General features: G+C 72.4%; 9 protein-coding genes. 6 read left to right on the top strand and 3 right to left on the bottom strand.

Annotated elements, in window-relative coordinates; all coding sequences use genetic code 11:
• Window positions 1–63: 63 nt before the first annotated feature.
• Window positions 64–17091, top strand: a complete 17028-nt coding sequence (locus AC0VYN_RS21015) for a type I polyketide synthase (protein ID WP_475532210.1) — start codon at window positions 64–66, stop codon at window positions 17089–17091.
• A gap of 142 nt (window positions 17092–17233) precedes the next feature.
• Window positions 17234–18082, top strand: a complete 849-nt coding sequence (locus AC0VYN_RS21010; RefSeq protein WP_475532209.1) for an SAM-dependent methyltransferase — start codon at window positions 17234–17236, stop codon at window positions 18080–18082.
• A 131-nt stretch (window positions 18083–18213) separates the two neighbouring features.
• On the opposite strand, the gene AC0VYN_RS21005 is transcribed toward AC0VYN_RS21010, so the two are convergent.
• From AC0VYN_RS21005 to AC0VYN_RS20995, 3 genes are read right to left on the bottom strand one after another with little or no spacing between them, the layout of a single operon-like run.
• A complete protein-coding gene (locus tag AC0VYN_RS21005; protein ID WP_475532208.1) occupies window positions 18214–19068 on the bottom strand; it encodes a 5-oxoprolinase subunit C family protein in 855 nt (284 codons plus the stop codon).
• On the bottom strand, window positions 19065–19712 hold the full coding sequence (locus AC0VYN_RS21000) for a 5-oxoprolinase subunit B family protein (RefSeq protein WP_475532207.1): 648 nt from the start codon (window positions 19710–19712) through the stop codon (window positions 19065–19067). Before AC0VYN_RS21000 ends, AC0VYN_RS21005 begins: the two co-directional genes overlap by 4 nt.
• Window positions 19709–20461, bottom strand: coding sequence for a LamB/YcsF family protein (locus AC0VYN_RS20995; RefSeq protein ID WP_475532206.1), 753 nt, complete (start codon window positions 20459–20461; stop codon window positions 19709–19711). The genes AC0VYN_RS21000 and AC0VYN_RS20995 overlap by 4 nt, the downstream gene beginning before the upstream one ends.
• 214 nt (window positions 20462–20675) lie before the next feature.
• Between AC0VYN_RS20995 and AC0VYN_RS20990 the strand changes: the two genes are divergently transcribed.
• Genes AC0VYN_RS20990 through AC0VYN_RS20975 form a run of 4 tightly spaced genes read left to right on the top strand, consistent with a single transcriptional unit; the run spans window position 20676 to window position 24061 of the window.
• Window positions 20676–21395, top strand: coding sequence for a DUF969 domain-containing protein (locus AC0VYN_RS20990; RefSeq protein ID WP_475532205.1), 720 nt, complete (start codon window positions 20676–20678; stop codon window positions 21393–21395).
• The gene (locus AC0VYN_RS20985; protein WP_475532204.1) at window positions 21392–22366 is read left to right on the top strand and encodes a DUF979 domain-containing protein; all 975 of its coding nucleotides are present in this window, start codon (window positions 21392–21394) and stop codon (window positions 22364–22366) included. Before AC0VYN_RS20990 ends, AC0VYN_RS20985 begins: the two co-directional genes overlap by 4 nt.
• 31 nt (window positions 22367–22397) lie before the next feature.
• Window positions 22398–23048, top strand: coding sequence for a pyroglutamyl-peptidase I (gene pcp / locus AC0VYN_RS20980; protein ID WP_475532203.1), 651 nt, complete (start codon window positions 22398–22400; stop codon window positions 23046–23048).
• Window positions 23048–24061 (top strand): DUF2891 domain-containing protein, encoded by a 1014-nt coding sequence (locus tag AC0VYN_RS20975; RefSeq protein WP_475532202.1) that lies wholly within the window; start codon window positions 23048–23050, stop codon window positions 24059–24061. The genes pcp and AC0VYN_RS20975 overlap by 1 nt, the downstream gene beginning before the upstream one ends.
• Window positions 24062–24187: the final 126 nt, after the last annotated feature.

The raw sequence follows: 24187 nt of genomic DNA, 5'->3' as shown, positions 1-24187 counted from the left end.
ACCCGCACGGTCGACTCCCCGTCCGTCGAAAGCCTTTGATCTGCCTCTGATGGGAAACGCGCGATGAGCAACGAAGAAAAGCTCCGGGATTACCTCAAGCGAGTCATTGCCGAACTGCACCAGACGCGGCAACGCCTCCAGGAGGCGGAGACCGCGGATCACGAGCCGATCGCCATCGTGGCGATGAGCTGCCGCTACCCGGGTGGCGTGCGCTCCCCGGAGGAGCTCTGGCGGCTGGTGTCCGCCGGCACCGACGCCATCTCCGGTTTCCCGGAGGACCGCGGCTGGGACGTGGCGGGACTGTACGACGCCGACCCGAGCGCCGTGGGCAAGAGCTACGCCCGTGAGGGCGGCTTCCTGCACGCGGCCGGTGACTTCGACCCCGCGTTCTTCGGTATCTCTCCGCGCGAGGCGCTGGCCATGGACCCGCAGCAGCGACTGCTGCTGGAGACCAGCTGGGAGACCTTCGAACGGGCCGGCATCGACCCCGCCTCGGTACGTGGCTCCCGCACCGGTGTCTTCGCCGGGGTCATGTACCACGACTACGGCACCGGTCTGGAGTCCCTCCCCCCGGGCGTCGAGGGGTACCTCGGCAACGGCACGGCAGGCAGCATCGCCTCCGGCCGGGTGGCCTACACCCTCGGCCTGGAAGGCCCGGCGGTCACCGTCGACACGGCCTGTTCGTCGTCCCTGGTGGCTCTCCACTGGGCCGGCCAGGCCCTCCGCCGACGCGAGTGCACGCTCGCGCTGGCCGGCGGTGTCACCGTGATGTCCACCCCCGGCACCTTCGTGGAGTTCAGCCGCCAGCGCGGCCTCGCCCCCGACGGCCGGTGCAAGCCGTTCGCGGCGGGCGCGGACGGCACCGGCTGGGGCGAGGGTGTCGGCATGCTGCTGCTGGAGCGGCTGTCCGACGCCCGGCGCAACGGGCACCCGGTGCTCGCCGTGATCCGCGGCTCCGCCGTCAACCAGGACGGCGCGAGCAACGGCCTGACGGCGCCGAACGGCCCCTCGCAGCAACGCGTGATTCGCGCGGCCCTCGCGGACGCCAGGATCTCCGCCAAGCAGGTCGACGTGGTCGAGGCCCACGGTACGGGGACGACGCTGGGTGACCCGATCGAGGCGCAGGCGCTGCTGGCGACGTACGGCCAGGACCGTCCGGAGGACCGGCCGCTGCGGCTCGGCTCGATCAAGTCGAACATCGGGCACACGCAAGCCGCGGCCGGTGTCGCGGGCATCATGAAGATGGTGCTGGCGATGCGGCACGGGCTGCTGCCGCAGACGCTGCACGTCGACGAGCCGTCGACCCACGTGGACTGGTCCTCCGGTGCCGTCGAACTGCTGACGGACGCCATGCCGTGGCCGGAGAGCGAGGAACCTCGTCGGGCGGGCGTGTCGTCGTTCGGTATCAGCGGCACCAACGCGCACGTGGTTCTCGAGCAGGCACCGGCTGTCGAGGAGGAGCCGGCCGCGGAGTCCTCTACCGGCGTCACGTCGGTCGTGGTGCCGTGGGTGGTGACGGCGAAGTCCGAGGCCGCGCTGCGAGCGCAGGCCGGACGTCTGGCCGAGCATGTGGGTGAGCGCGCGGACCTGTCACCGCTGGATGTCGGGCTGTCGTTGGTGACGACGCGGTCGGTGTTCGAGCATCGGGCCGTCGTGCTGGATGGGCTGGCTGGTCTCGAAGCGCTGGCCGAGGGTCGTGAGACCGTCGGCCTGGTCCGCGGACGGGTCGGTGGTACCGACGGCCGTGCGGTGTTCGTGTTCCCGGGGCAGGGGTCGCAGTGGGCCGGTATGGCGGCCGAACTGCTGGGGTCCTCGCCCGTCTTCGCGGAGCGGATGGCCGAGTGCGCGGCAGCTCTGGAGCCGTATGTGGACTGGTCGTTGACTGACCTTGTCCGTGACGCCGGTAGTGATGATGCCTGGCTGGGTCAGGTTGATGTGGTGCAGCCGGTGTTGTGGGCTGTGATGGTGTCGCTGGCCGAGGTCTGGCGTTCGCACGGTGTCGAGCCGGCTGCGGTGATCGGTCATTCGCAGGGGGAGATCGCTGCCGCGTGTGTGGCGGGTGCGCTGTCGTTGCAGGATGCGGCGAAGGTGGTGGCGCTGCGTAGCAAGGCGATCCGGGCTCTGTCCGGGCGGGGTGGCATGGTTTCCGTATCCCTGAGTGCTGACGAGGTCGGTGAGCGTCTGTCGGCTTGGGGGGGTCGTCTGTCGGTGGCGGCGGTCAACGGTCCGGCTGTGGTGGTCGTGTCCGGTGATGCGGACGCCCTTGACGAGTTGCTGGCGGCCTGTGAGGCGGAGGGTGTGCGGGCTCGTCGTGTGGCGGTGGATTACGCCTCGCACTGTGCGCACGTGGAGGAGATCGAGGACGTTCTCCTGCGGGAGTTGGCCGCGATCAGTCCCCAGCCGTCCACGGTGCCGTTCTACTCCACGGTCACCGCCGGGGTCCTGGACACGTCGTCCTTGGACGCGGGTTACTGGTATCGCAATCTGCGTCAGACGGTCCGTTTCGCCGACACCCTGCGTGTGCTTCTGGACGACGGTTTCCGTCTGTTCGTGGAGTCCAGCGCCCACCCGGTGCTGACGATGGGCGTCGAGCAGACGGCCGAGGAACACATCAACACACCTGTCACGGCGGTGGGTTCGCTGCGCCGCGGCGAGGGCGGCCTTACGCGTTTCCTGACCTCTGTCGCGGAGGCGTTCGTCGGCGGTGCGGCCGTCGACTGGGCGGGAGTGTTCAGGGGTACGGGTGCCCGGCGCGTCGACCTGCCTACCTACGCCTTCCAGCGCGAGCGCTACTGGCTGGAGAACACCGGCCCTGCGGTGAGCCAGAAGTCGGCTTCCGGGTTGGGGCTGGGCTCCGCCGACCATCCGCTCCTGGGAGCGGTCGTGGCTCTGGCCGACTCGGAAGGCTTCCTGCTGACGGGCCGGCTGTCGCTGCGCACGCACCCCTGGCTTGCCGATCACGCCGTGGGCGGGACGACGCTGCTGCCGGGTACGGCGTTCGTGGAGCTGGCGCTGCGCGCCGGGGACGCGGTCGGCTGCGACCAGCTGGAGGAGCTCACGCTGGAAGCGCCGCTGGTCCTGCCCGACGACACCGCTGTACAGGTGCAGTTGACGGTCGGTGCACCGGACACGGCGGGACGGAGTCCGGTCGCGGTGTTCTCCCGGCCGGAGGGCGAGACCGAGGGCCCGTGGACGCGGCACGCCGCAGGCACGCTGACCGCAGGCCCGGCAAGTGGCGGCGGGCAGACCTCCGTCTCCGCGGAACTGGCCATCTGGCCGCCGACCGGTGCGGAGCCGGTCCCGGTGGACGACCTGTACGAGCGGCTGGCGGCCACCGGTCTCCAGTACGGCGCGGCCTTCCAGGGCGTACGTGCGGCCTGGCGGCGCGGGGACGAGGTGTTCGCCGAGGTCGCCCTCGCCGACGAGCACCAAGCCGACGCGAGCCGTTTCGGCATGCACCCCGCGCTGCTCGACGCCGCCCTGCACGCCCTGGCGGGAACCGGAGAACTCGAGCCGGACGGCGATGAGCGGCGTCCCGGCCTGCCCTTCGCCTGGAAAGGCGTCTCGCTGTACGCCACGGGCGCGACCTCGTTGCGCGTACGGCTCGCCCCGGCCGGAACGGAAGCCGTGTCCGTGTTCGTCGCGGACACCACCGGAGCGCCGGTCGCGGCGGTGACGTCGCTGACGACGCGCACCGTGTCGCTCGAGCAGCTGAGGGCGTCGGCGCGGATCACCGACGAGGCGATGTTCCGCCTCACCTGGCGCAGGGTCGCGACGGAAACCCCGGCCACGTCCCCGGCGACCGTGGCCCATCCCGAGCTGGCGGAGCTGCGAGCGGCTGTGGAGGCGGGCGCGACGGCCGTGCCGGACGTCGTTCTGGCCTCCTTCACGACGCACGCGGACGACGGCTTTGGTTCGGGTGCCGGTGTGGGTGATCCGGCCGTGGTGCGGTCGGTGACGCGTCGTGCGCTGGAGGTGTTGCGGGAGTGGCTGGGTGAGAAGCGGTTCGCCGGGTCGCGTCTGGTGGTGGTGACCCGGGGTGCGGTGTCCGCTGTGCCGGGTGAGGATGTGACCGATCTGGCGGCTGCTGCCGTGTGGGGGTTGGTGCGGTCCGCGCAGGCGGAGCATCCGGAGCGGTTCGTGCTGTGTGACGTGGACGGGCACGAGGTGCCGGGCGGGGTGCTCGACGCGGTGCTCGCCACCGGTGAACCGCAGATCGCCGTACGCTCGGGCGAACTGCTTGCCCCGAGAGTCGCCCGCGCCGGAACCCCGGCCACGGACGGGTCCGGCCCGGCCTGGCGGCCGGAAGGCACGGTCCTCCTGACGGGCGCCACCGGCACCCTGGGCGCGCTGGTGGCCCGGCACCTGGTCACGGAACACGGCGTACGGCACCTGCTGCTGGTGTCCCGTCGCGGCCGGGCGGCGACCGGCGCCGCGGAACTGGCCGCCGAACTCACCGGCCTGGGTGCCTCGGTGACCATCGAGGCCTGCGACACCGCCGACCGGCCGGCACTGGCGGCCCTGGTGCGGACGGTGCCCGCCGAACATCCGCTGACCGCTGTCGTGCACGCGGCCGGTGTCCTGGACGACGGCGTCATCACCTCCCTCACACCCGATCAGATCGACGCGGTGCTGCGGCCGAAGGTGGACGCGGCCGTGCACCTGCACGAGCTGACCCGGGACCTGGACCTGTCCGCGTTCGTGCTCTTCTCCTCAGCCGCCGGTACGTTCGGCGGCGCCGGACAGGGCAACTACGCGGCGGCGAACGCCTTCGTCGACGCCCTGGCGGCACATCGGCGGGCACACGGCCTGCCCGCGGTCTCGCTCGGCTGGGGTTTCTGGTCCGAGCGCAGCGGGATGACCGGCCACCTGGCCGACGAGGACGTACGCCGCATGCGCCGCGCCGGTATCGCCGCCCTCACCTCCGACGAGGGCCTGAGCCTGTTCGACGCCGCGGTGACCACGGCGACCGACCCCGACACGGTGGACGCGGTCCTGCTGCCCATACGCCTCGACCTGGCCGCGTTGCGCGCCCAGGCCGCGACGGGCACCACACCGACGCTGCTGCGGGACCTCGTGCGCATACCCGCCCGCCGTACGGTGGAGGCACCCGGCGGCGCGGCCGGCACCTCGGCGCTGTGGCAGCGCCTGGTGCCCCTGGCGGAGGCCGACCGGGTCGACGCCCTGAAGACGCTGGTGTGCACGCACGTCGCCGCCGTCCTGGGACACGCCGACGACACCGCGGTCGATGGCGAGCGAGCCTTCAAGGAGTTGGGTTTCGACTCGTTGACGGCGGTGGAGTTGCGGAATCGGTTGAACGGGGCCACGGGGCTGCGGTTGCCGGCGACGTTGGTGTTCGACTATCCGTCGCCGGTGGTGCTGGCGCGTCATCTGCTGGCGGAGTTGGTGTCGGCGAGCGCGGTGGACGGCAGTGCGGGGATTGTGCGGCCCGCGGTCGGTTCGGGGCGTACGGCGGCTTCGGTGGTGGACGAGCCGGTCGCGATCGTGGCGATGAGCTGTCGTTTCCCGGGTGGTGTGCGTACGCCGGAGGAGCTGTGGCGGCTTCTCGAGCGCGGTACGGATGCCATGGCCGCCTTCCCCGACGACCGCGGCTGGGACATCGAGGAACTCTACGAACCCGGCTCCGAGACGCCGGGCAAGATCCATGCCCGTGAGGGTGGTTTCCTTTACGACGCCGGTGATTTCGATCCTGGGTTCTTCGGTATTTCGCCGCGTGAGGCGTTGGCGATGGATCCGCAGCAGCGGTTGCTGTTGGAGACGTCGTGGGAGGCGCTGGAGCGTGCGGGTATCGACCCGGCGTTGGTGCGCGGCAGCCAGACCGGTGTCTTCGCCGGGATCATGCACCACGACTACGGTCTCCTGCAGGGCCCCGACGGCACACCCGGCTCGCCCAGCCCCGGCAGTATCGCTTCGGGGCGGATCTCGTACACGTTCGGTTTCGAGGGTCCTGCGGTGACGGTGGATACGGCGTGTTCATCGTCGTTGGTGGCGTTGCATCTGGCGGTGCAGTCGCTGCGGCAGGGGGAGTGTTCGCTGGCGTTGGCCGGTGGTGTGACGGTGATGGCGACGCCGGCGTTGTTCGTGGAGTTCAGCCGTCAGCGGGGTCTTGCTCCTGATGGCCGGTGCAAGGCGTTCGCGTCGGGTGCGGATGGCACCGGGTTCTCCGAGGGCGCCGGGATGCTGTTGCTGGAGCGGCTGTCGGACGCGCGGCGCAATGGGCACCGGGTGCTGGCGGTCGTGCGGGGTTCGGCTGTCAATCAGGATGGTGCGAGCAATGGTCTGACGGCGCCGAACGGTCCGTCGCAGCAGCGGGTGATCCGGGCCGCGCTGGCCAATGCCGGGCTGTCGGCCGCTGAGGTCGATGCGGTGGAGGCGCACGGTACGGGGACGAAGCTGGGTGACCCGATCGAGGCGCAGGCGCTGCTGGCCACTTATGGACGGGACCGTCCGGAGGACCGACCGCTGCGGCTCGGCTCCGTCAAGTCGAACATCGGGCACACCCAGGCCGCGGCGGGTGTCGCTGGTGTGATGAAGATGGTGCTGGCGATGCACCATGGCACGCTGCCCCGCACCCTGCACGTCGATGAGCCTTCCCCGCAGGTGGACTGGTCCGCTGGTGCCGTCGAGCTGCTGACCGAGGTGGCTCCGTGGCCTGAGGGTGAGGCACCTCGCAGGGCGGGTGTGTCGTCGTTCGGTATCAGCGGCACCAACGCGCACGTGATCCTGGAGCAGGCTCCAGCTGTCGAAGAGGAACCCACCAGCGAGCACTCGCCGGTGGTGGTGCCGTGGGTGGTGTCGGGGAAGTCCGAGGCGGCGCTTCGGGCGCAGGCTGGGCGACTGGCGGCGTTCGTGGGTGAGAGCGCGGATGTGGCTTCCGTTGATGTGGGTTGGTCGTTGGTGTCGGCGCGGTCGGTGTTCGAGCACCGGGCCGTCGTGCTGGACGGGCTGAACGGCTTGGGGGTGCTGGCCGCGGGTGGTGAGTCCGCGGGTGTGGTGCGGGGGCAGGTGGTGCCGGGTCGGTTGGCGGTGCTGTTCTCGGGTCAGGGCAGTCAGCGGGTGGGGATGGGCCGGGAGTTGTATGAGGCCTTCCCTGTGTTCGCGGACGCTTTCGACGAGGTGTGCGCGGGCTTCGACGGTCTGTTGGAGCGGTCGTTGCGTGAGGTGGTCTTCAGCGATGGCGACGGGGTGCTGGATGCGACGGAGTTCACGCAGTGTGCTCTGTTCGCGGTCGAGGTGGCGTTGTTCCGGTTGGTGTCGTCGTGGGGTGTGCGTCCTGATGTGGTGGGCGGGCATTCCATCGGTGAGCTGGCTGCCGCGTATGTGGCCGGGGTGTGGTCCCTCGAAGATGCGTGTGTGCTGGTGGCGGCGCGTGGCCGGTTGATGCAGGCGTTGCCCGAGGGTGGGGCGATGCTGGCGGTGGAGGCTGAGGAGTCGGTGGTCCGGGCTGCGCTGGCAGACCGGGAGAGTGTGGATGTCGCCGCGGTCAACGGCCCCACTGCTGTGGTCGTCTCCGGTGCGGCGACGGAAGTCTCGGAGTTGGAAGGGCTGTGGCGGGGTGAGGGGCGGCGGGTGCGTCGGCTGCGGGTCTCGCGTGCGTTCCATTCGCCGTTGATGGAGCCGATGCTGGCCGAGTTCCGCGAGGTCGCCCGGTCGGTGGTGTATGAGGCGCCGAAGCTGGCGGTTCTGTCGAACGTGACGGGTGGGCTGGCGGATGCGGCTGTGGTGTGCGATCCGGAGTACTGGGTTCAGCACGTGCGGGAGGCGGTGCGCTTCGCCGACGGGGTGACGCATCTGGCCGAGCACGGAGTGACGGCCGTCCTCGAGCTCGGCCCGGACGGTGTCCTGTCCGGCATGGGCGCGGAATGCGCCCCACAGCTGCTGTTCGCTCCGGTCCTGCGCAAGGACCGTGATGAGGCCGACTCGATGGTGCGGGCCCTGGCGGAGGTGTTCGTCCGGGGCCATGCGGTGGACTGGGCTGGTTTCCTCGCCCCGTCCCGTCCCCGGCTGGTGGACCTGCCCACCTACGCCTTCCAACGCGACCGGTACTGGCTTCAGGCAGCCCCGTCGGCTGGTGACGTGACCTCGGCCGGTCTGGGGGCGGCAGATCACCCTCTCCTCGGTGCGGCGGTTGCTCTGCCCGACTCCGACGGTTGCCTCTTCACCGGCCGTCTGTCGCTGGCGACCCATGGCTGGCTGGCGGATCACACGGTGCTGGGAGCCGTGCTGCTGCCGGGCACGGCCTTCGTCGACCTGGCCCTCCACGCCGGCACCCGTTTCGGCTGCGGCCGCGTCGAGGAACTGACGCTGGAGGCCCCCCTCGTGCTGCCGGAACACGGCGGCGTACAGGTGCGGGTGTCTGTGGCCGACGCCGACGCCGACGCCTCCGGCATCCGGGCCGTGACCGTGCATTCGCGCCCGGACGGTGAGGACGGTCCATGGGTCCGGCATGCGACGGGCCGGGTCGCACCCGGCGAACCGCACCCGGAACCCGGGGACCGGACCTGGCCGCCGCACGACGCCGAGGCCGTCGCCCTGGACGGGTACTACGAGCGGCTGGCCGGGACGGGACTGGAGTACGGCCCCGTCTTCCAGGGCCTGCGGGCTGTATGGCGGCGGGGAACCGAGGTGTTCGCGGAGATCCGGCTGCCGGAGGACACGGAACCCGCAGCGAGCCGTTTCGGCGTGCACCCGGCGCTGCTGGACGCCGCCCTGCACGCCATGGGAGCGGCGGCCGGCCCGTCGGACTCGTCCGACGGAACGGCCGTTGTCCGGCTGCCCTTCTCCTGGAGCGGTGTGTCGGTGTACGCGACCGGCGCCTCCGAGTTGCGCGTGCGCCTCACCCCTGGCGGAGCCGACGGCTCGGACCTGACCATGGAGGTGACGGACCGGACCGGCGAACCGGTGGCCGCGGTGCGTTCACTGGTGACCCGTCCCGTCTCCGCCGAGCAGATCAGCGCCGCGGGCGGCATGCTGCACCAGTCGATGTTCCGGCTGGGCTGGAGCCGTGTGCCAGGTGCCGACGCGCTCACGGGACATGCCGGGGCCGCGCCGGCCCTGTTGAACGGCACCGGACTCGCGTCCCGGGACGCCTGGGCGGAGGAAGCGCTCGACCGGACCTCGTTCCATGAGGACCTCGACGCGCTGCGCGCGACCCTCGACGAGGGCGCGGCGGTGCCCCCGTTGGTCGCCTGCCTGGTGTCGCCCGCGCCCGGTGTGAACGCCGACGAGGTGCGGCACGCCGTGCACCGGGTCCTGCACCTGATCCAGGGCTGGCTGGAGGAGCAGCGACTGGCCGACTCGCGGCTGCTGATCGCCACCCGTGGCGCGGTGACGGACGAGGACGCCCACGACGTCGCGGACCTCGCGGCGGCCGCAGTATGGGGCCTGGTGCGGACCGCGCAGACCGAGCACCCCGGCCGCTTCGTCCTCGTCGACCTGGAAGCCGGTACGGCCGCCGCTGGGTCGGCGCCGCCGGAGCTGACCGCCGATGACCTGTCGCTCCTGTCCGCCGCAGCGTCCTGCGGCGAGCCACAGGTGAAAATCCGCGACGGGAGCCTGCTGGCCGCACGCCTGGACCGGGTCCGCACCACCGCGACGGAGCCCGAGCCCTCGGCGACCTGGGACCCGCAGGGCACGGTCCTGGTGACGGGCGCCGCCGGCAGCCTGGGCAGACTGGTCACACGCCATCTCGTCACGGCGTCCGGCGTCCGGCACCTGGTGCTGGTGAGCCGCCGGGGCGCGGAAGCCGACGGTGCTCACGCACTGACCGCGGAGCTGTCGGCCGCCGGCGCCTCCGTGACCTGGGCGGCCTGTGACGTGGCGGAGCGGGAGGAACTCGCGGCGGTCCTGGCGGCCATTCCGGCCGGCCGTCCGCTGCGCGCGGTGGTGCATGCCGCCGGCGTGCTCGACGACGGCGTCCTCGACTCGCTCACCCCGCAACGCGTGGACGCGGTGCTGCGGCCGAAGGTGACCGCGGCGGTCAACCTCCACGAGCTGACCGCGGAGCTCGACCTGTCGGCGTTCGTCATGTTCTCCTCGGCAGCGGGCACCTTCGGCACGGCGGGCCAGGCCAACTACGCCGCCGCCAACGCGTTCCTCGACGCTCTGGCAAGGCGTCGGCGCGCCGACGGCCTGCCCGCCCTGTCCCTCGCCTGGGGCCTGTGGGACACGGACGGCGGGATGGCCGGCGACCTGGCCGGTGCCGACCTGCGCCGCATCGCCCACTCAGGTGTGCGGGGGCTGTCCCCCGAAGAGGGGCTGGCGCTGTTCGACACCGCCTGCGCGGCGGACACGCCCGTGCTGGTCCCCCTGCGCCTGGACCCGGTGCAGGCATCCCGCGGTGGGGACGTGCCGCACGTACTGCGCGACCTGGTGCGGTTCACGAACCACCGCTCCGCCGGCCCAGCCCGGGACGGCAGCTCGTCGCAACTGCGCGAACAGCTCACCGGCTCCTCGCCCGCCGACGGTGAACGGCTCGTGCTGGGCCTCGTACGCCGGAACGTGGCAGCGGTCCTGGGACACGCGGAGGCGGAGGCCGTTGAGCCGGCACGTGCCTTCCAGGACTTCGGCTTCGACTCCTTGACGGCCGTGGAACTGCGCAACCGGCTCACCACGGCCACGGGCCTGCGCCTGCCCGCCTCCCTGGTCTTCGACTACCCGACCCCCGCCGCCCTGGCCCGGCACCTCCACGAGGAGCTCACCGGCCTGGCGGACCCGGCCCGCTCCACCGGCCACGACCTCCCCGTCGGCGCCGCCGGCGTGCACGGTTCCTCCGGCCGAAGCGGCGAGGACGACGATCCGGTGGTCATCATCTCCATGGGCTGCCGCTTCCCGGGCGGTGTCGGCACCCCCGAGGAACTGTGGCGCCTGCTCGCCGAGGGCGAGGACGCCATCTCCGGCTTCCCCGAGGGCCGTGGCTGGGACGCGGAAGGACTGTACGACGCCGACGCGGACACGGACGGCAAGAGCTACGTCCGCGAGGGCGGTTTTCTGCACGCGGCCGGTGACTTCGACCCCGCGTTCTTCGGCATCTCGCCGCGTGAGGCGCTGGCCATGGACCCGCAGCAGCGACTGCTGCTGGAGACCAGCTGGGAGACCCTCGAACGGGCCGGCATCGACCCCGCTCTCCTGCGGGGCAGTGCCACCGGCGTCTTCGCGGGCCTCATGTACCACGACTACGGCTCCCAGTTGCAGAGCATCCCCGAGGGCGCCGAGGGCTACCTCGCTACGGGTGGATCCGGCAGCATCGCTTCCGGCCGCATCTCCTACACCTTCGGCTTCGAAGGCCCCGCCGTGACGATCGACACGGCGTGCTCGTCGTCACTGGTGGCCCTGCATCTCGCGGCCCAGTCGCTGCGCCAGGGTGAGTGCTCCCTGGCGCTGGCGGGCGGTGTCACCGTGATGGCGACCCCCGCCACCTTCGTGGAGTTCAGCCGTCAGCGCGGTCTGGCCACGAACGGCCGGTGCAAGCCGTTCGCGGCGGGCGCGGACGGTACCGGCTGGGGTGAGGGCGTGGGCATGCTGCTGCTGGAGCGGCTGTCCGACGCCCGGCGCAACGGGCATCAGGTGCTGGCCGTCGTCCGGGGTTCGGCCGTGAACCAGGACGGTGCGAGCAATGGTCTGACGGCGCCGAACGGTCCGTCGCAGCAGCGGGTGATCCGGGCCGCGCTGGCGAACGCTGGAGTGCCGGCGGCCGAGGTCGACGTGGTGGAGGCGCACGGTACGGGCACGAAGCTGGGCGACCCGATCGAGGCGCAGGCCCTGCTGGCGACGTACGGCCAGGGCCGCCCCGAGGACCAACCGCTGCGGCTCGGCTCGATCAAGTCGAACATCGGGCACACCCAGGCCGCGGCCGGTGTCGCGGGCATCATGAAGATGGTGCTGGCGATGCGGCACGGGCTGCTGCCGCAGACGCTGCACGTCGACGAGCCCACCCCGCACGTCGACTGGACGGCCGGAGCCGTCGAACTGCTCACCGACGCCACACCGTGGCCCGAGACCGGCCGACCGCGCCGGGCGGCAGTGTCGTCCTTCGGACTCAGCGGCACCAATGCCCACATCATCCTCGAACAGGCTCCGGCTCCCAGCGCGGACGAGAAGCCGACGGCGGTCGCGGAGCCGCCGGTGGTGGTGCCGTGGGTGGTGTCGGCGAAGTCCGAGGCCGCCTTGCGGGCGCAGGCCGGACGTCTGGCCGAGTATGTGGGTGAGCGGGCGGACCTGTCACCGGTGAATGTCGGGTTGTCGTTGGCGACGACGCGTTCGGTGTTCGAGCACCGGGCCGTGGTCCTGGACGGTGCGAAGGGTCTCGGGGCGCTGGCCGAGGGCCGTGAGACTGCCGGCGTGGTCCGCGGGCGGGCCGGCGGCTCGGACGGCCGGGCGGTGTTCGTGTTCCCGGGGCAGGGCTCGCAGTGGGCCGGTATGGCGGCCGAACTGCTGGAGTCCTCGACCGTCTTCGCGGAGCGGATGGCAGAGTGCGCGATGGCCCTCGACGCGTTCGTGGACTGGTCGCTGACCGATGTCCTTCGGGAGGCGGATGCCGATGCCTGGCTGGGTCAGGTTGATGTGGTGCAGCCGGTGTTGTGGGCTGTGATGGTGTCGCTGGCCGAGGTCTGGCGTTCGCACGGTGTCGAGCCGGCTGCGGTGATCGGTCATTCGCAGGGGGAGATCGCGGCCGCGTGTGTGGCGGGTGCGCTGTCGTTGCAGGATGCGGCGAAGGTGGTGGCGCTGCGTAGCAAGGCGATCCGGGCTCTGTCCGGGCGGGGTGGCATGGTTTCCGTATCCCTGAGTGCTGACGAGGTCGGTGAGCGGCTGTCGGCTTGGGGGGGTCGTCTGTCGGTGGCGGCGGTCAACGGTCCGGCTGTGGTGGTTGTGTCCGGTGATGCGGACGCCTTGGACGAGTTGCTGGCGGCCTGTGAGGCGGAGGGTGTTCGGGCTCGTCGTGTGGCGGTGGATTACGCCTCGCACTGTGCGCACGTGGAGGAGATCGAGGACGTTCTCCTGCGGGACCTGGCGGGTATCGCTCCGCAGTCGTCCACGGTGCCGTTCTATTCGACGGTGACTGCCGGGGTCCTGGACACGTCGTCGCTGGACGCGGGTTACTGGTATCGCAATCTGCGTCAGACGGTCCGTTTCGCCGACACCCTGCGTGTGCTTCTGGACGACGGTTTCCGTCTGTTCGTGGAGTCCAGTGCGCATCCGGTGCTGACGATGGGCGTCGAGCAGACGGCCGAGGAACACATCAACACCCCTGTCACGGCGGTGGGTTCGCTGCGCCGCGGCGAAGGCGGCCTTACGCGTTTCCTGACCTCAGTCGCGGAGGCGTTCGTCGGCGGCGCTGCCGTCGACTGGGCCGGAGTGTTCACGGGTACGGGTGCCCGCCGGGTCGATCTGCCCACGTATGCCTTCCAGCGTCAGCGTTTCTGGTTGGAGTCGGAGGCGGTGGGTGCGGGTGATGTGAGGTCGGTGGGGTTGGCGTCTGCTGATCATCCGTTGTTGGGTGCGGCGGTGTCGTTGCCGGCTTCGGGTGGGGTGTTGTTGACGGGTCGGTTGTCGTTGCGTTCGCATGGGTGGCTGGCTGATCATGCGGTGGCCGGGGTGGCGTTGCTGCCGGGGACGGCGTTCGTTGAGTTGGCGTTGCGTGCGGGGGACGCGGTCGGTTGTGACCGGGTCGAGGAGCTGACGCTGGAGGCGCCGTTGGTGCTTCCCCAGGACGGCGCCGTCTCCGTGCAGGTCCATGTCGACGGCCCCGGCGAGTCCGGGCGGCGATCGGTGAGCGTCTACTCGCAGACGGACGGCGACTCCTGGACGCGGCACGCCCTCGGCACCCTCGCCGACGACGGCGGAAGCACGACGCGAGCCGACGCCGGCGACGGTGACTCGTGGCCGCCGGCCGACGCGGAAGCGGTCGACGTGGAGGGCCTCTACGAGAGGTTCGCGCGCAACGGCTTCGGATACGGGCCTTCGTTCCAGGGGCTGCGGGCCGTATGGCGCCGAGGTGAAGAGGTGTTCGCAGAGGTCCGGCTGCCCGAGGAGCAGTGGCCCGAGGCCCGGCACCTGGGCATGCACCCGGCCCTGCTCGACGCGGCGCTGCACGCGATGGCGTTCGGCGGATTCGTGCGGCTGCCCGGTTCGGTCACCCCGGACGGGGACACCGGACGCGTCCGCCTCCCCTTCTCCTGGAACGGCGTGTCGCTGCACGCCACGGGCGCGGCCGCGCTTCGCGTGCGGCTGGCCCCGGCGGGAACGGACGCGGTGTCGGTGACCGCGCTCGACGCCTCGGGCAGCCGGGTACTGTCGGTGGACTCGCTCGTCACCCGGGCGATCTCCCGGGAGCAGCTCAGCCGGGAGCACGGGACGTCCCACGAGTCGCTCTTCCGCATGGACTGGACTCCCGCGGCGGTCGCCGAAGGACCCGGCACTCGTCGCAGGTGGGCGGTGCTGGGCGACGACACCACGTCGCTGCCGACGGCCCTGAAGTCGGCCGGTGCGGCGGGCGCGGGCGCGGAGCTGTTCACGGACCTGTCCGCCCTCGCGGAGTCCGTCACGGCGGGCGGCGGCGTCCCGGACCTGGTGTTCGTGCCGTTCGGTCCCCAGCCGGACGCCGGCCCCGGCCCGGACGCCGTTCCCGGAACGGGGTCCGGAGCGCGGCGCGCCCTCTCCGCCGACGGTGTGCGCGCGGTGACGCACCGGGCGCTGGCGCTGGCGCAGCAGTGGCAGAGCGACGAGCGTTTCACCGGCTCCCGCCTGGTGTTCGTGACCCGGAGGGCGATCGCCGTCCGCGCCGGAGAACGGGTCGTGGACCCGGCCGGCGCGGCGGTGTGGGGTCTGGTGCGGGCGGCCCAGTCGGAGAATCCCGAGCGGTTCGTCCTGCTGGACCTGGACGACGAGGACGCCTCGCTCACGGTGCTGCCGCAGGTGCTGAGCGGCGACGAGCCGCAGCTGGCGGTGCGGGCCGGACGGGCGCTCGCCGCACGGCTCGCCCGGGCGCGGACGGCGCCCGCCGCGCCGGACGCGGCGGACGACGGCACGGCCGCCTCCCCGGTGTGGGACCCGCGAGGGACCGTGCTGATCACCGGGGCCACCGGCGTCCTCGGGTCCCTCGTGGCCCGGCACCTGGTCGCGGAGCACGGCGTACGCCATCTGCTGCTGACCAGCCGCCGCGGCCGGGCGGCCGACGGTGCCGCCGAACTGGCGGACGAACTGACCGCCCTGGGCGCGTCGGTGCGGCTGGCGGCCTGTGACGTGGCCGACCGTGCGGCACTGGCGGAGTTGCTGGCGAGCGTGCCCGACGAGCATCCGCTGACCGGCCTGGTACACGCCGCCGGCGCTCTCGACGACGCCCTCCTCGACTCGCTCACGCCGGAGCGGGTGGACACCGTACTGCGTCCCAAGACCGACGCGGCCGTCAACCTGCACGAGCTGACCCGTGACCTGCCGTTGACGGCGTTCGTGCTGTTCTCGTCGGCGGCCGGCGTGTTCGGCGCGGCGGGACAGGCCAACTACGCGGCGGCCAACGCGTTCCTCGACGCCCTGGCCCAGCACCGCAGGGCCGAGGGTCTGGCCGCGGCCTCCCTGGCGTGGGGCCTGTGGGCCGAACGCAGCGCCATGACCGGGCACATGGGCGACGACGACGTGCAGCGACTGAACCGCTCCGGCGTGGCCGCGTTCTCCTCGGCTGAAGGGCTCGCCCTCTTCGACCTGGCCGTGGCGCAGGCGGCCACGGGCACGGACCCGCTCCTGGTGCCCGTGCGCCTGGACGTCACCGCCCTCCAGGCGCAGGCGTCCTCGATCGGGACACCCGCCCTGCTGCGGGGACTCGTGCGGGTTCCGGCTCGCCGGGCGGCCGACCGGGCCTCCGGTCCGGAGCGGCGCGAGCCGGGGCAGGCGCCGCTCGGACAGCGGCTGGCCGGGCTGACGCCCGCCGGACAACTGCGGGCCCTGACCGAGTTGGTGCGCGAACACACCGCGACCGTGCTCGGCCACGACTCCGCGGACGTGATCGAGGACGACCACGCCTTCCTGGAGGTGGGCATCACCTCGCTCACCGCGGTGGAGATCCGTAACCGGCTCAACCACGTCACCGGTCTCGTCCTGCCGGCGACCCTCCTGTTCGACCACACCACGCCGGCCGCGCTCGCCGCGTACCTGCGCGGCCGGCTGCGGCCGGGCGCCGGTCCCGAACCGGAGACGCCCGCCGGGACCGGCGACACCGCACGGCCGACGGCACCCGCGGCCGGTGGCGGGGGAGCGGGCGGCTCGACGATCGAGGCGCTCTACCGGCAGGCGTGCGCCGACGGCGAGTACGTCGCGGGCACCCAGCTGCTGATGGCGGCGGCCCGGCTGCGCCCGTCGTTCCGTACGGCCGCCGAGCTGACGGACCGGCCCAAGCCGGTCCGCCTGTCGAAGGGCAGCACCGCGCCGGGGCTGGTGTGCTTCCCGTCCCTCGTGGCGATCTCCGGAGCCCGTGAGTACGCCAGGTTCGCCGCGGGGTTCCGGGGCCGCCGTGACGTCACCGTGCTGCCCGAACCCGGTTTCGGCCGGGACGAGTTGCTGCCGGCAAGCGTCGACGCGGTGGTGGAGATGCAGGCCGAGGCGGCGCTGCGGGCCGCCGGACAGGAGCCGTTCGTGCTCGTCGGCCGGTCGTCGGGCGGATGGATCGCCCAGGCCGTCGCGCGGCTGCTGGAGGAGGACGGGAACGCTCCGTCGGCGGTCGTCATGCTGGACACCTATCTGCCGCGCAGCGAGGCGCTGCCGTGGATCCAGACCAACCTGTCCGGCAAGATGTTCGACCGCGAAAAGATGTTCGGTGTGGTGGACGAGGGCAGGCTGACCGCGATGGGCGGCTACCTGCGGCTCTTCTCGAACTGGGGCCCGGCCCCGGTCGGCGTGCCGATCCTGGCCGTGAAGGCCGAGGAGACGTTCACCGGGTCGCAGCAGACCACCGACGAGGAGTCGGCATGGGGCCCCCGGGTCACCGTGACCGACGTGCCCGGCGACCACTTCACCATGATGGAGGACCACGCGGGCGCCACCGCCGCGTCCGTCCTCGACTGGCTTGCGGAGAACGTGTGATGTGAGCGCACGGCATCCCGCCGTGCCCCGGATCGCTCGTCGCGAGAAAAGACGGAAGCCGGAAGGACGTGCGCGCCTTCGCGCCCGGCACGTTCCTTCCGCCTCCGTGGAACACAGATGACAGATATGCGAAGGAGAGAAAGTGACATCCTCGAACTTCACCCCCGTCGGTGAGCAGGTCGGCCAGTTCTACGACCAGCTGATGGGGGCGTTCGACGCCTCGCTGTACGGCCCGAACATCCACGTCGGTTTCTGGGACAACCAGGAGGACTCCACCGGACTGGAGGAGGCCGCCAACCGTCTGACGGACATGATGATCGAGCGGCTGCAGGTCCGCCCCGGCGCCCGGGTGCTGGACATCGGCTGCGGCCTCGGTGGGCCGGCGCTGCGACTGGCCCAGGTCACCGGTGTCGAGGTGGTCGGTGTCAGCGTCAGCCGCAAGCAGGTGGACAAGGCCAACCTGCTGGCCGAGGAGGCCGGTCTGAGCGGCAAGGTCAGCTTCCAGCACGGCGACGCGATGAACCTGCCGTTCGACGACGCCTCGTTCGACGCGGTGTGGATGCTGGAATCCGTCATGCAGATGCCCGACCGGGCGGCCGCGCTCAAGGAAGCGGCCCGGGTACTGCGGCCGGGCGGCCGGCTCGCGCTCACGGACAACTACGAGCGGGAGACCATCTCGGCGGAACGCCGACCGGTGATCGAGGGCATCCTCAAGCGCTACCTCACGCAGTCGCCGGCGTCGTTCGAGACGTACCCGACCATGCTGCGCGAGGCCGGGCTGCGCTGTGCCGAGATCGTCGACGTCAGTGAGAACACCACCCGGCAGTCGGTCCGGCGGCTCGGCGAGGCGCTCGCCGAGAACATGGCCGAACTGGCCGCCAAGGTCGACCCGGAGGTCTTCGCCAAGCTGAAGCCCGCGGAGGGGGAGAACATGGAGATGCCCGAAGTGGGCTACCTGATCGTCACGGCGCGCCGCCCCCAGGACGCGTAGACACCCAGGGTCCGCCCGGACCCGGCCGTGAGGGGCGCGTCGCGACCGTGACGCGCCCCTCACGGCATCCGGGACACCCCGGACCCGCGCCTCCCCGGCGTCCGCCGGGCTCCCCGTGGGCTCCCCGCGCGTCAGCCGGGCGTGAAGCGCACCGGTGTCCCGACCGCCGCCTGGGCCGCCGCGGCGAGGGCGGACTCGTCGACGACGGCGATCACCGGGTAGCCGCCCGTCGTCGGATGGTCGTGCAGGAAGACCACGGGACGTCCGTCCGGCGGGACCTGGACCGCGCCCAGAACCATGCCCTCGCTGGGCAGTTCACCCGTCGACGCCCGGTGCAGCGCCGGGCCCTCGGTGCGCAGCCCGATGCGGTTGCTGTGCGGGGAGACGCGGAACGTCGCCGCGGTGAACGTGCGCAGCGCGGCCGGGGTGAACCAGTCGGCGCGGGGGCCGAAACGCACCGGGAGGAGCAGTTCGGCGGGCGGGCCCGGCCAGGGGGCGGCGACGGACGGCGCCTGCCGCGCGGGCACGCCCACCGGGAGGACGTCCCCGTCGCACAGGGGCGCCGGACCGAGCCCGGAGAGCAGGTCGGTGGAGCGGCTGCCGAGGACCGGCTCCACGGCGATGCCCCCGGCGACGGCCACGTACGAGCGCACGCCCGCGGTCACCGCCCCCACGTCCAGCACGGCGCCCGCCGGTACCCGCACCGGCGCGCCCCAGGCGGCCGGCCGCCGGTCCACCGTCACCGGGCAGGGCGCACCGCCGACCACGACGGTGACGGCACGGTCGGGCCGCAGGGCGCAGCCCGTCAGGGTGGTCTCCAGGAGGGCGGCGTCGGGGTCGTTGCCGGCCAGCCGGTTGGCGAGCCGCGCCGCGTGCGCGTCCAGTGCGCCGGAGCGGGGAACACCCAGATGGGCGTGGCCGCGCCGGCCCGCGTCCTGCACCGTGGTGAGCGCACCGGCGCGCACGGTCGTGAGCCGGGCGGTCATATCGCACCCTCCGCCGCGACGAAACGCACCCGCGTGCCCGGGGTGAGGAGTGCCGCCCGGTCCCTCCCGGAATCCCACAGGCGGTGCGGGGCCGGCATGGTGCCGATCAGCTGCCAGCCGCCGGGGGTCGAGCGAGGGTAGACCGCGCTGTAGGGGCCGGCGAGCGCGACCGCTCCGGCCGGGACCCGGGTCCGCGGGGTGTCGCGGCGCGGCACGTGCAGTTCCTGGGGCAGGCCGGTGAGGTAGCCGAAGCCCGGCGCGAAACCGCAGAACGCGACGCGGTACGTCAGGGCGGAATGCAGGGCCGCCACCTCGTGCGGGCCGACTCCCCACAGGGCGGCCACGTCGGGCAGGTCGGGTCCGTCGTAGCTGACGGCGATCTCCACGACGGCCCCGTCGTCGGCGGCGCCCGCCGGGATGTCCCAGGCGGCGACCCGGCGGGCCAGCGCCTCGGGGTCCCGCACCCCGTCCAGCAGCACCGTCCGTGCGCCCGGCACGATCTCCTCCACCGGCGGCAGGGCCCCCTCCGCGCGCTGCCGCAGCAGCTCGGCGTGGAAGGCGGCGGTGCGCTCGGCGTCGGGCAGTTCCACGAGGAGCGCGTGCCGCCCGGCGGGGCGGCAGACGAGCGGCGCGTCCCGGATCATGCGAACGCCCCGACCCCGACCCCGGCCGCCTCCAGCGCCTCGCGCACCCGCGCCGCGATCCCGGCCGCGCCGGGGGTGTCGCCGTGCACGCACAGGGACCGGGCGGCGACCGCGACGGTGGAACCGTCCACCGCCTCGACCGCGCCGTCCACGGCGAACGCCAGCGCCCGCCGCACCACCGCGTCCCCGTCCGTCACCACCGAGTCCGCCTCGCGGCGCGGGACGAGGGTGCCCTCCGGGGTGTAGGCGCGGTCCGCGAAGGCCTCGGCCACGCCGGTGAGGCCGGCGTCCTCCGCGGCGGCGAGCAGGCGTGACCCCGGGAGGCCGAGGAGGGGCAGGTCACCGCCCGCGAGGCGCACACCCGCCACGACGGCGGCGGCCTGCTCGCTGTCGTGGACCGTGCGGTTGTAGAGGGCGCCGTGCGGCTTCACATAGGCCACGTGCGCTCCGGCCGCCTCCGCGAAGACCCGGAGCGCCCCGATCTGGTAGGCGACCTCGGCCGCGAGTTCGGCGGCGGGCACGTCCATGGCGCGCCGGCCGAAGCCGGCCAGGTCGCGGTAGGACACCTGGGCGCCGATACGCACCCCCCGCTCGGCGGCGAGGGCGCAGACGCGCCGCATGACCGCCGGGTCACCGGCGTGGAAACCGCAGGCGACGTTGGCGCTGGTGACGACGGAGAGCAGGGCGTCGTCGTCGGTGAGGGTCCATCGGCCGAAGCCTTCACCGAGGTCTGCGTTGAGGTCGATCACCGTCGCAACGTAATGGATTGTTGAACGATTCGACAAGGGGCGAGTGAAGTGTGCGGTGGCCGTCCGCATGTGAAAGTCACCTCTTGTTAGATCGTTGAACGATCGTCTAGTGTCCGTGCATCCGCCACGTATCCGGGGTTATGGTCCGAGCTCAGCGCCGGCTCCGACATCCCGGGCCCGTGTCCCGCCCCCAATGCCTGAAGAAGGCCACCGAATGATCGTTCTCCTCGGTGTGGTCGTGGTGATCCTCGGATTCGTCACGCGCCGCAACCCCGTCCTCGTGGTGGGCGTCGCCGGCATCGCCACCGGACTGCTCGGCAGGATGAACCCGCAGGAGGTCCTCGCGGCCTTCGGCCGGTCCTTCGCCGACAGCCGCTCGGTCACCGTCTACGCCATCGTGCTCCCCGTGATCGGGCTGCTCGAGCGCTACGGCCTGCGCGAACAGGCACGCCATCTCATCGGCCGCCTGGGCAGGCTCAGCGCCGGCCGGTTCCTCACCGTCTACCTGCTGGTCCGGCAGGTCACCGCGGCCTTCGGCCTGAACAGCATCGGCGGCCCGGCACAGACCGTGCGACCGCTCGTGGCCCCCATGGCCGAGGCCGCCGCCGAGCGCACGACCGGGGCGAAGCTGCCCGACCGACTGCGGGAGAAGGTGCGCTCCTACTCCGCGTCGGCCGACACCGTGGGCGTCTTCTTCGGCGAGGACTGCTTCATCGCCATCGGCTCCATCCTGCTGATCACCGGCTTCGTGAACTCCACCTACCACCAGGACATCGAACCGACCCAGCTGGCCCTGTGGGCGATCCCGCTCGCCGTCTGCGCCTTCCTCATCCACGGCGCACGCCTGCTGCTCATGGACCGGCAGCTGGAGCGCGAGATGGCGCTCGCCGCGGCCGAACACGACCTGCCGCTACCCGAGGGGGCCGAGAAGTGATCAAGGTCGAATGGCTGTACTGGCTGATAGGCCTCGTCTTCGTCGTCATGGCCGTGCAGATGGCCACCGACCGCAGCAACCCCAAGCGGTGGACGTCCGCCGCCTTCTGGGGCCTGCTCGGACTCACCTTCCCCTACGGCACCGGCGTCGCCAACGCCACCGCCGACAACGGCGGCTGGACCCTGCCCGCCGAACCGCTCGGCGTCGCGGTCCTCGCCCTGATCGTGCTCGCCGGGTTCAACTTCCTCGGCAAGGGCGTCCCGGTCACCACCACCGACGCACAGCGCGAGGCCTCCGCCGCCCGGCTCGGCAGCAAGATCTTCGTCCCCGCCCTGACGATCCCGCTCGTCGCCATCGTCTGCGCCTCCGTGCTGGACGAGTCCGGCCTCTTCGAGACGGGCAAGGCCACCCTCCTCGGCCTCGGCCTCGGGTGTATCGCCGCACTGGTCGTCGGCATGATCGTCACCGGTGAGAAGAAGGTCTCGGTGCCGATCCACTCCGGCCGCTCCATGCTGGAGGCCATGGGCTCGGCCCTGCTGCTGCCCCAGCTGCTGGCCGTGCTCGGCTCGATCTTCGCCGCCGCGGGAGTCGGCGACCAGGTCGGCGACCTCGTGAACAAGGTCCTGCCGGACGACTCCAAGTACCTCGCGGTGACCGCGTACTGCGTCGGCATGTTCCTGTTCACCGTCATCATGGGCAACGCCTTCGCCGCCTTCCCCGTGATGACCGCGGCGATCGGCTGGCCGGTGCTCATCCAGCAGATGCACGGCAACGAACCCGCCGTCCTCGCGATCGGCATGCTGGCCGGCTTCGCCGGCACGCTCTGCACGCCGATGGCCGCCAACTTCAACATCGTCCCGGCCACCCTGCTCGAACTGAAGGACCAGTACGGACCGATCAAGGCCCAGCTGCCCACGGGGCTCGCGCTCCTCGTCTGCTGCACCGTGATCATGGCGGTCTTCGCCTTCTGAGCCGCCCGCCCCGCCACCGTAAGGAAGTGCCTTGACCCGCGTCCTCATCACCGGCTTCGCCCCCTTCGGTGGCGAGCGCGTGAACCCCTCCTGGCAGGCGGCGTCCCTGGTGGCCGCCGAACCGCCCGCCGGACTCTCGGTCACCGCCGCCGAACTGCCCTGCGTGTTCGGCGAGTCCCTCGACGCCCTGCGCGACGCCGTCCGCGCGACCGCCCCCGGCCTGGTGCTCTGCCTGGGGCAGGCGGGCGGACGCCCCGGCGTCACCGTCGAGCGCGTCGGCATCAACGTCGACGACGCGCGCATCCCCGACAACGCGGGCCGGCAGCCCATCGACGAACCGGTGGTCCCGGACGGCCCCGCCGCCTACTTCTCCACCCTCCCCGTCAAGGCCTGCGTCGCCGCGATGCGCGAGGCCGGAGTCCCCGCCGCCCTGTCAAACACCGCCGGCACCTTCGTGTGCAACCACGTCGCCTACGGGCTCGGCCACCTCATCGCCACCGAGTTCCCGCACGTCCGGGGCGGATTCGTGCACGTCCCCTGGGCCCCGGAACAGGTCACCGACGGCCAGACGCCGTCCCTGCCGCCCGCCACCGTCGCCCACGGCCTGCGCGCCCTGCTGGCCACCGCCGCCCGCACGCCGGCCGACAACGACCTCAAAGTGACCGAGGGAGCCACCCACTGATGCCGCTCAGCACTCACGTCGCCCCCTTCGCGCGGCTCGCCCTCGCCAACATCACCCGGGAGTACCCCAACTTCCCGGCCCACCTGACCCTCTCCGCCGACGAGCGCGTCGAGCCCCGGACCCTGCACCCGGCCTTCTACGGCGCCTACGACTGGCACTCCTCGGTGCACATGCACTGGCTGCTCGTCCGGCTGCTGCGCCGCCACGGCGGCACGCCCGCACTGCCGGACACCGGACCCGCCGTCGACGTACTCGACCGGCACCTCACCCCCGGCAACCTCACCGCCGAGGCCGCCTACCTGCGCGACCACCCCTCCTTCGAGCGGCCCTACGGCTGGGCCTGGCTGCTCGCCCTCGCCGCCGAGTGCCGCGCGTACCGGGGCACGGAGGGAGCCCGCTGGACCCGGGCGCTGGAACCCGCCGTCACCGCCGTCGACCGGCTGCTGGCCGACTGGCTGCCGAAGGCGACGTACCCCGTACGCCACGGCAACCACCCCAACAGCGCCTTCGCGCTCGGTCTCGCACTCGACTCGGGGGAGCTGTCGGCCACGACCGACCGGGCCGTACGGGAACGCCTGCTGTCCTGGTTCGCCGACGACCACGACGCGCCCGCGCACTGGGAGCCCTCGGGACAGGACTTCCTGTCCCCGGCCCTCAGCGAGGCCGACGCGGTGCGCAGGGTGCTGCCGCGGGAGGAGTTCGCCCCGTGGCTCGACGGCTTCCTGCCCGCGCTGGGCTCCGGCGCCCCCTGCGCGCTGCTGGACGTCCCGGTGGTCTCCGACCACGCCGACCCGCAGATCGGCCACCTGCTCGGCCTGACCCTCAGCAGGGCGGCCGCGCTGCGCTCGCTCGCCGGGGCCCTGCCCGACGGCCCCGCCCGCGGCCGTCTGGAGACGGCGGCCGAGGCACACCTCGCGGCGGGCCTGCCGGCCGTGGAACGCGGCGACTTCACCACCGACCACTGGCTGGCGACCTTCGCCACGCTGGCCCTGGACCCCGTCACCGGCCGCTGACACCCGGCGCCCCCGGCGCGGCGCGTACCGCCCCGGCCTGCGGAAACGCGCGAATCCAGCGGATTCACGCGATGCGCCGGACCCGCCCCGCTCGGCACGCTGTGTACCGCACACACTGACCGAACA

The organism is Streptomyces sp. 63XJN7_1_ISO-PGPR-S23-121, from assembly GCF_056173025.1.
This window is presented reverse-complemented; position numbering and strand designations above follow the sequence as displayed.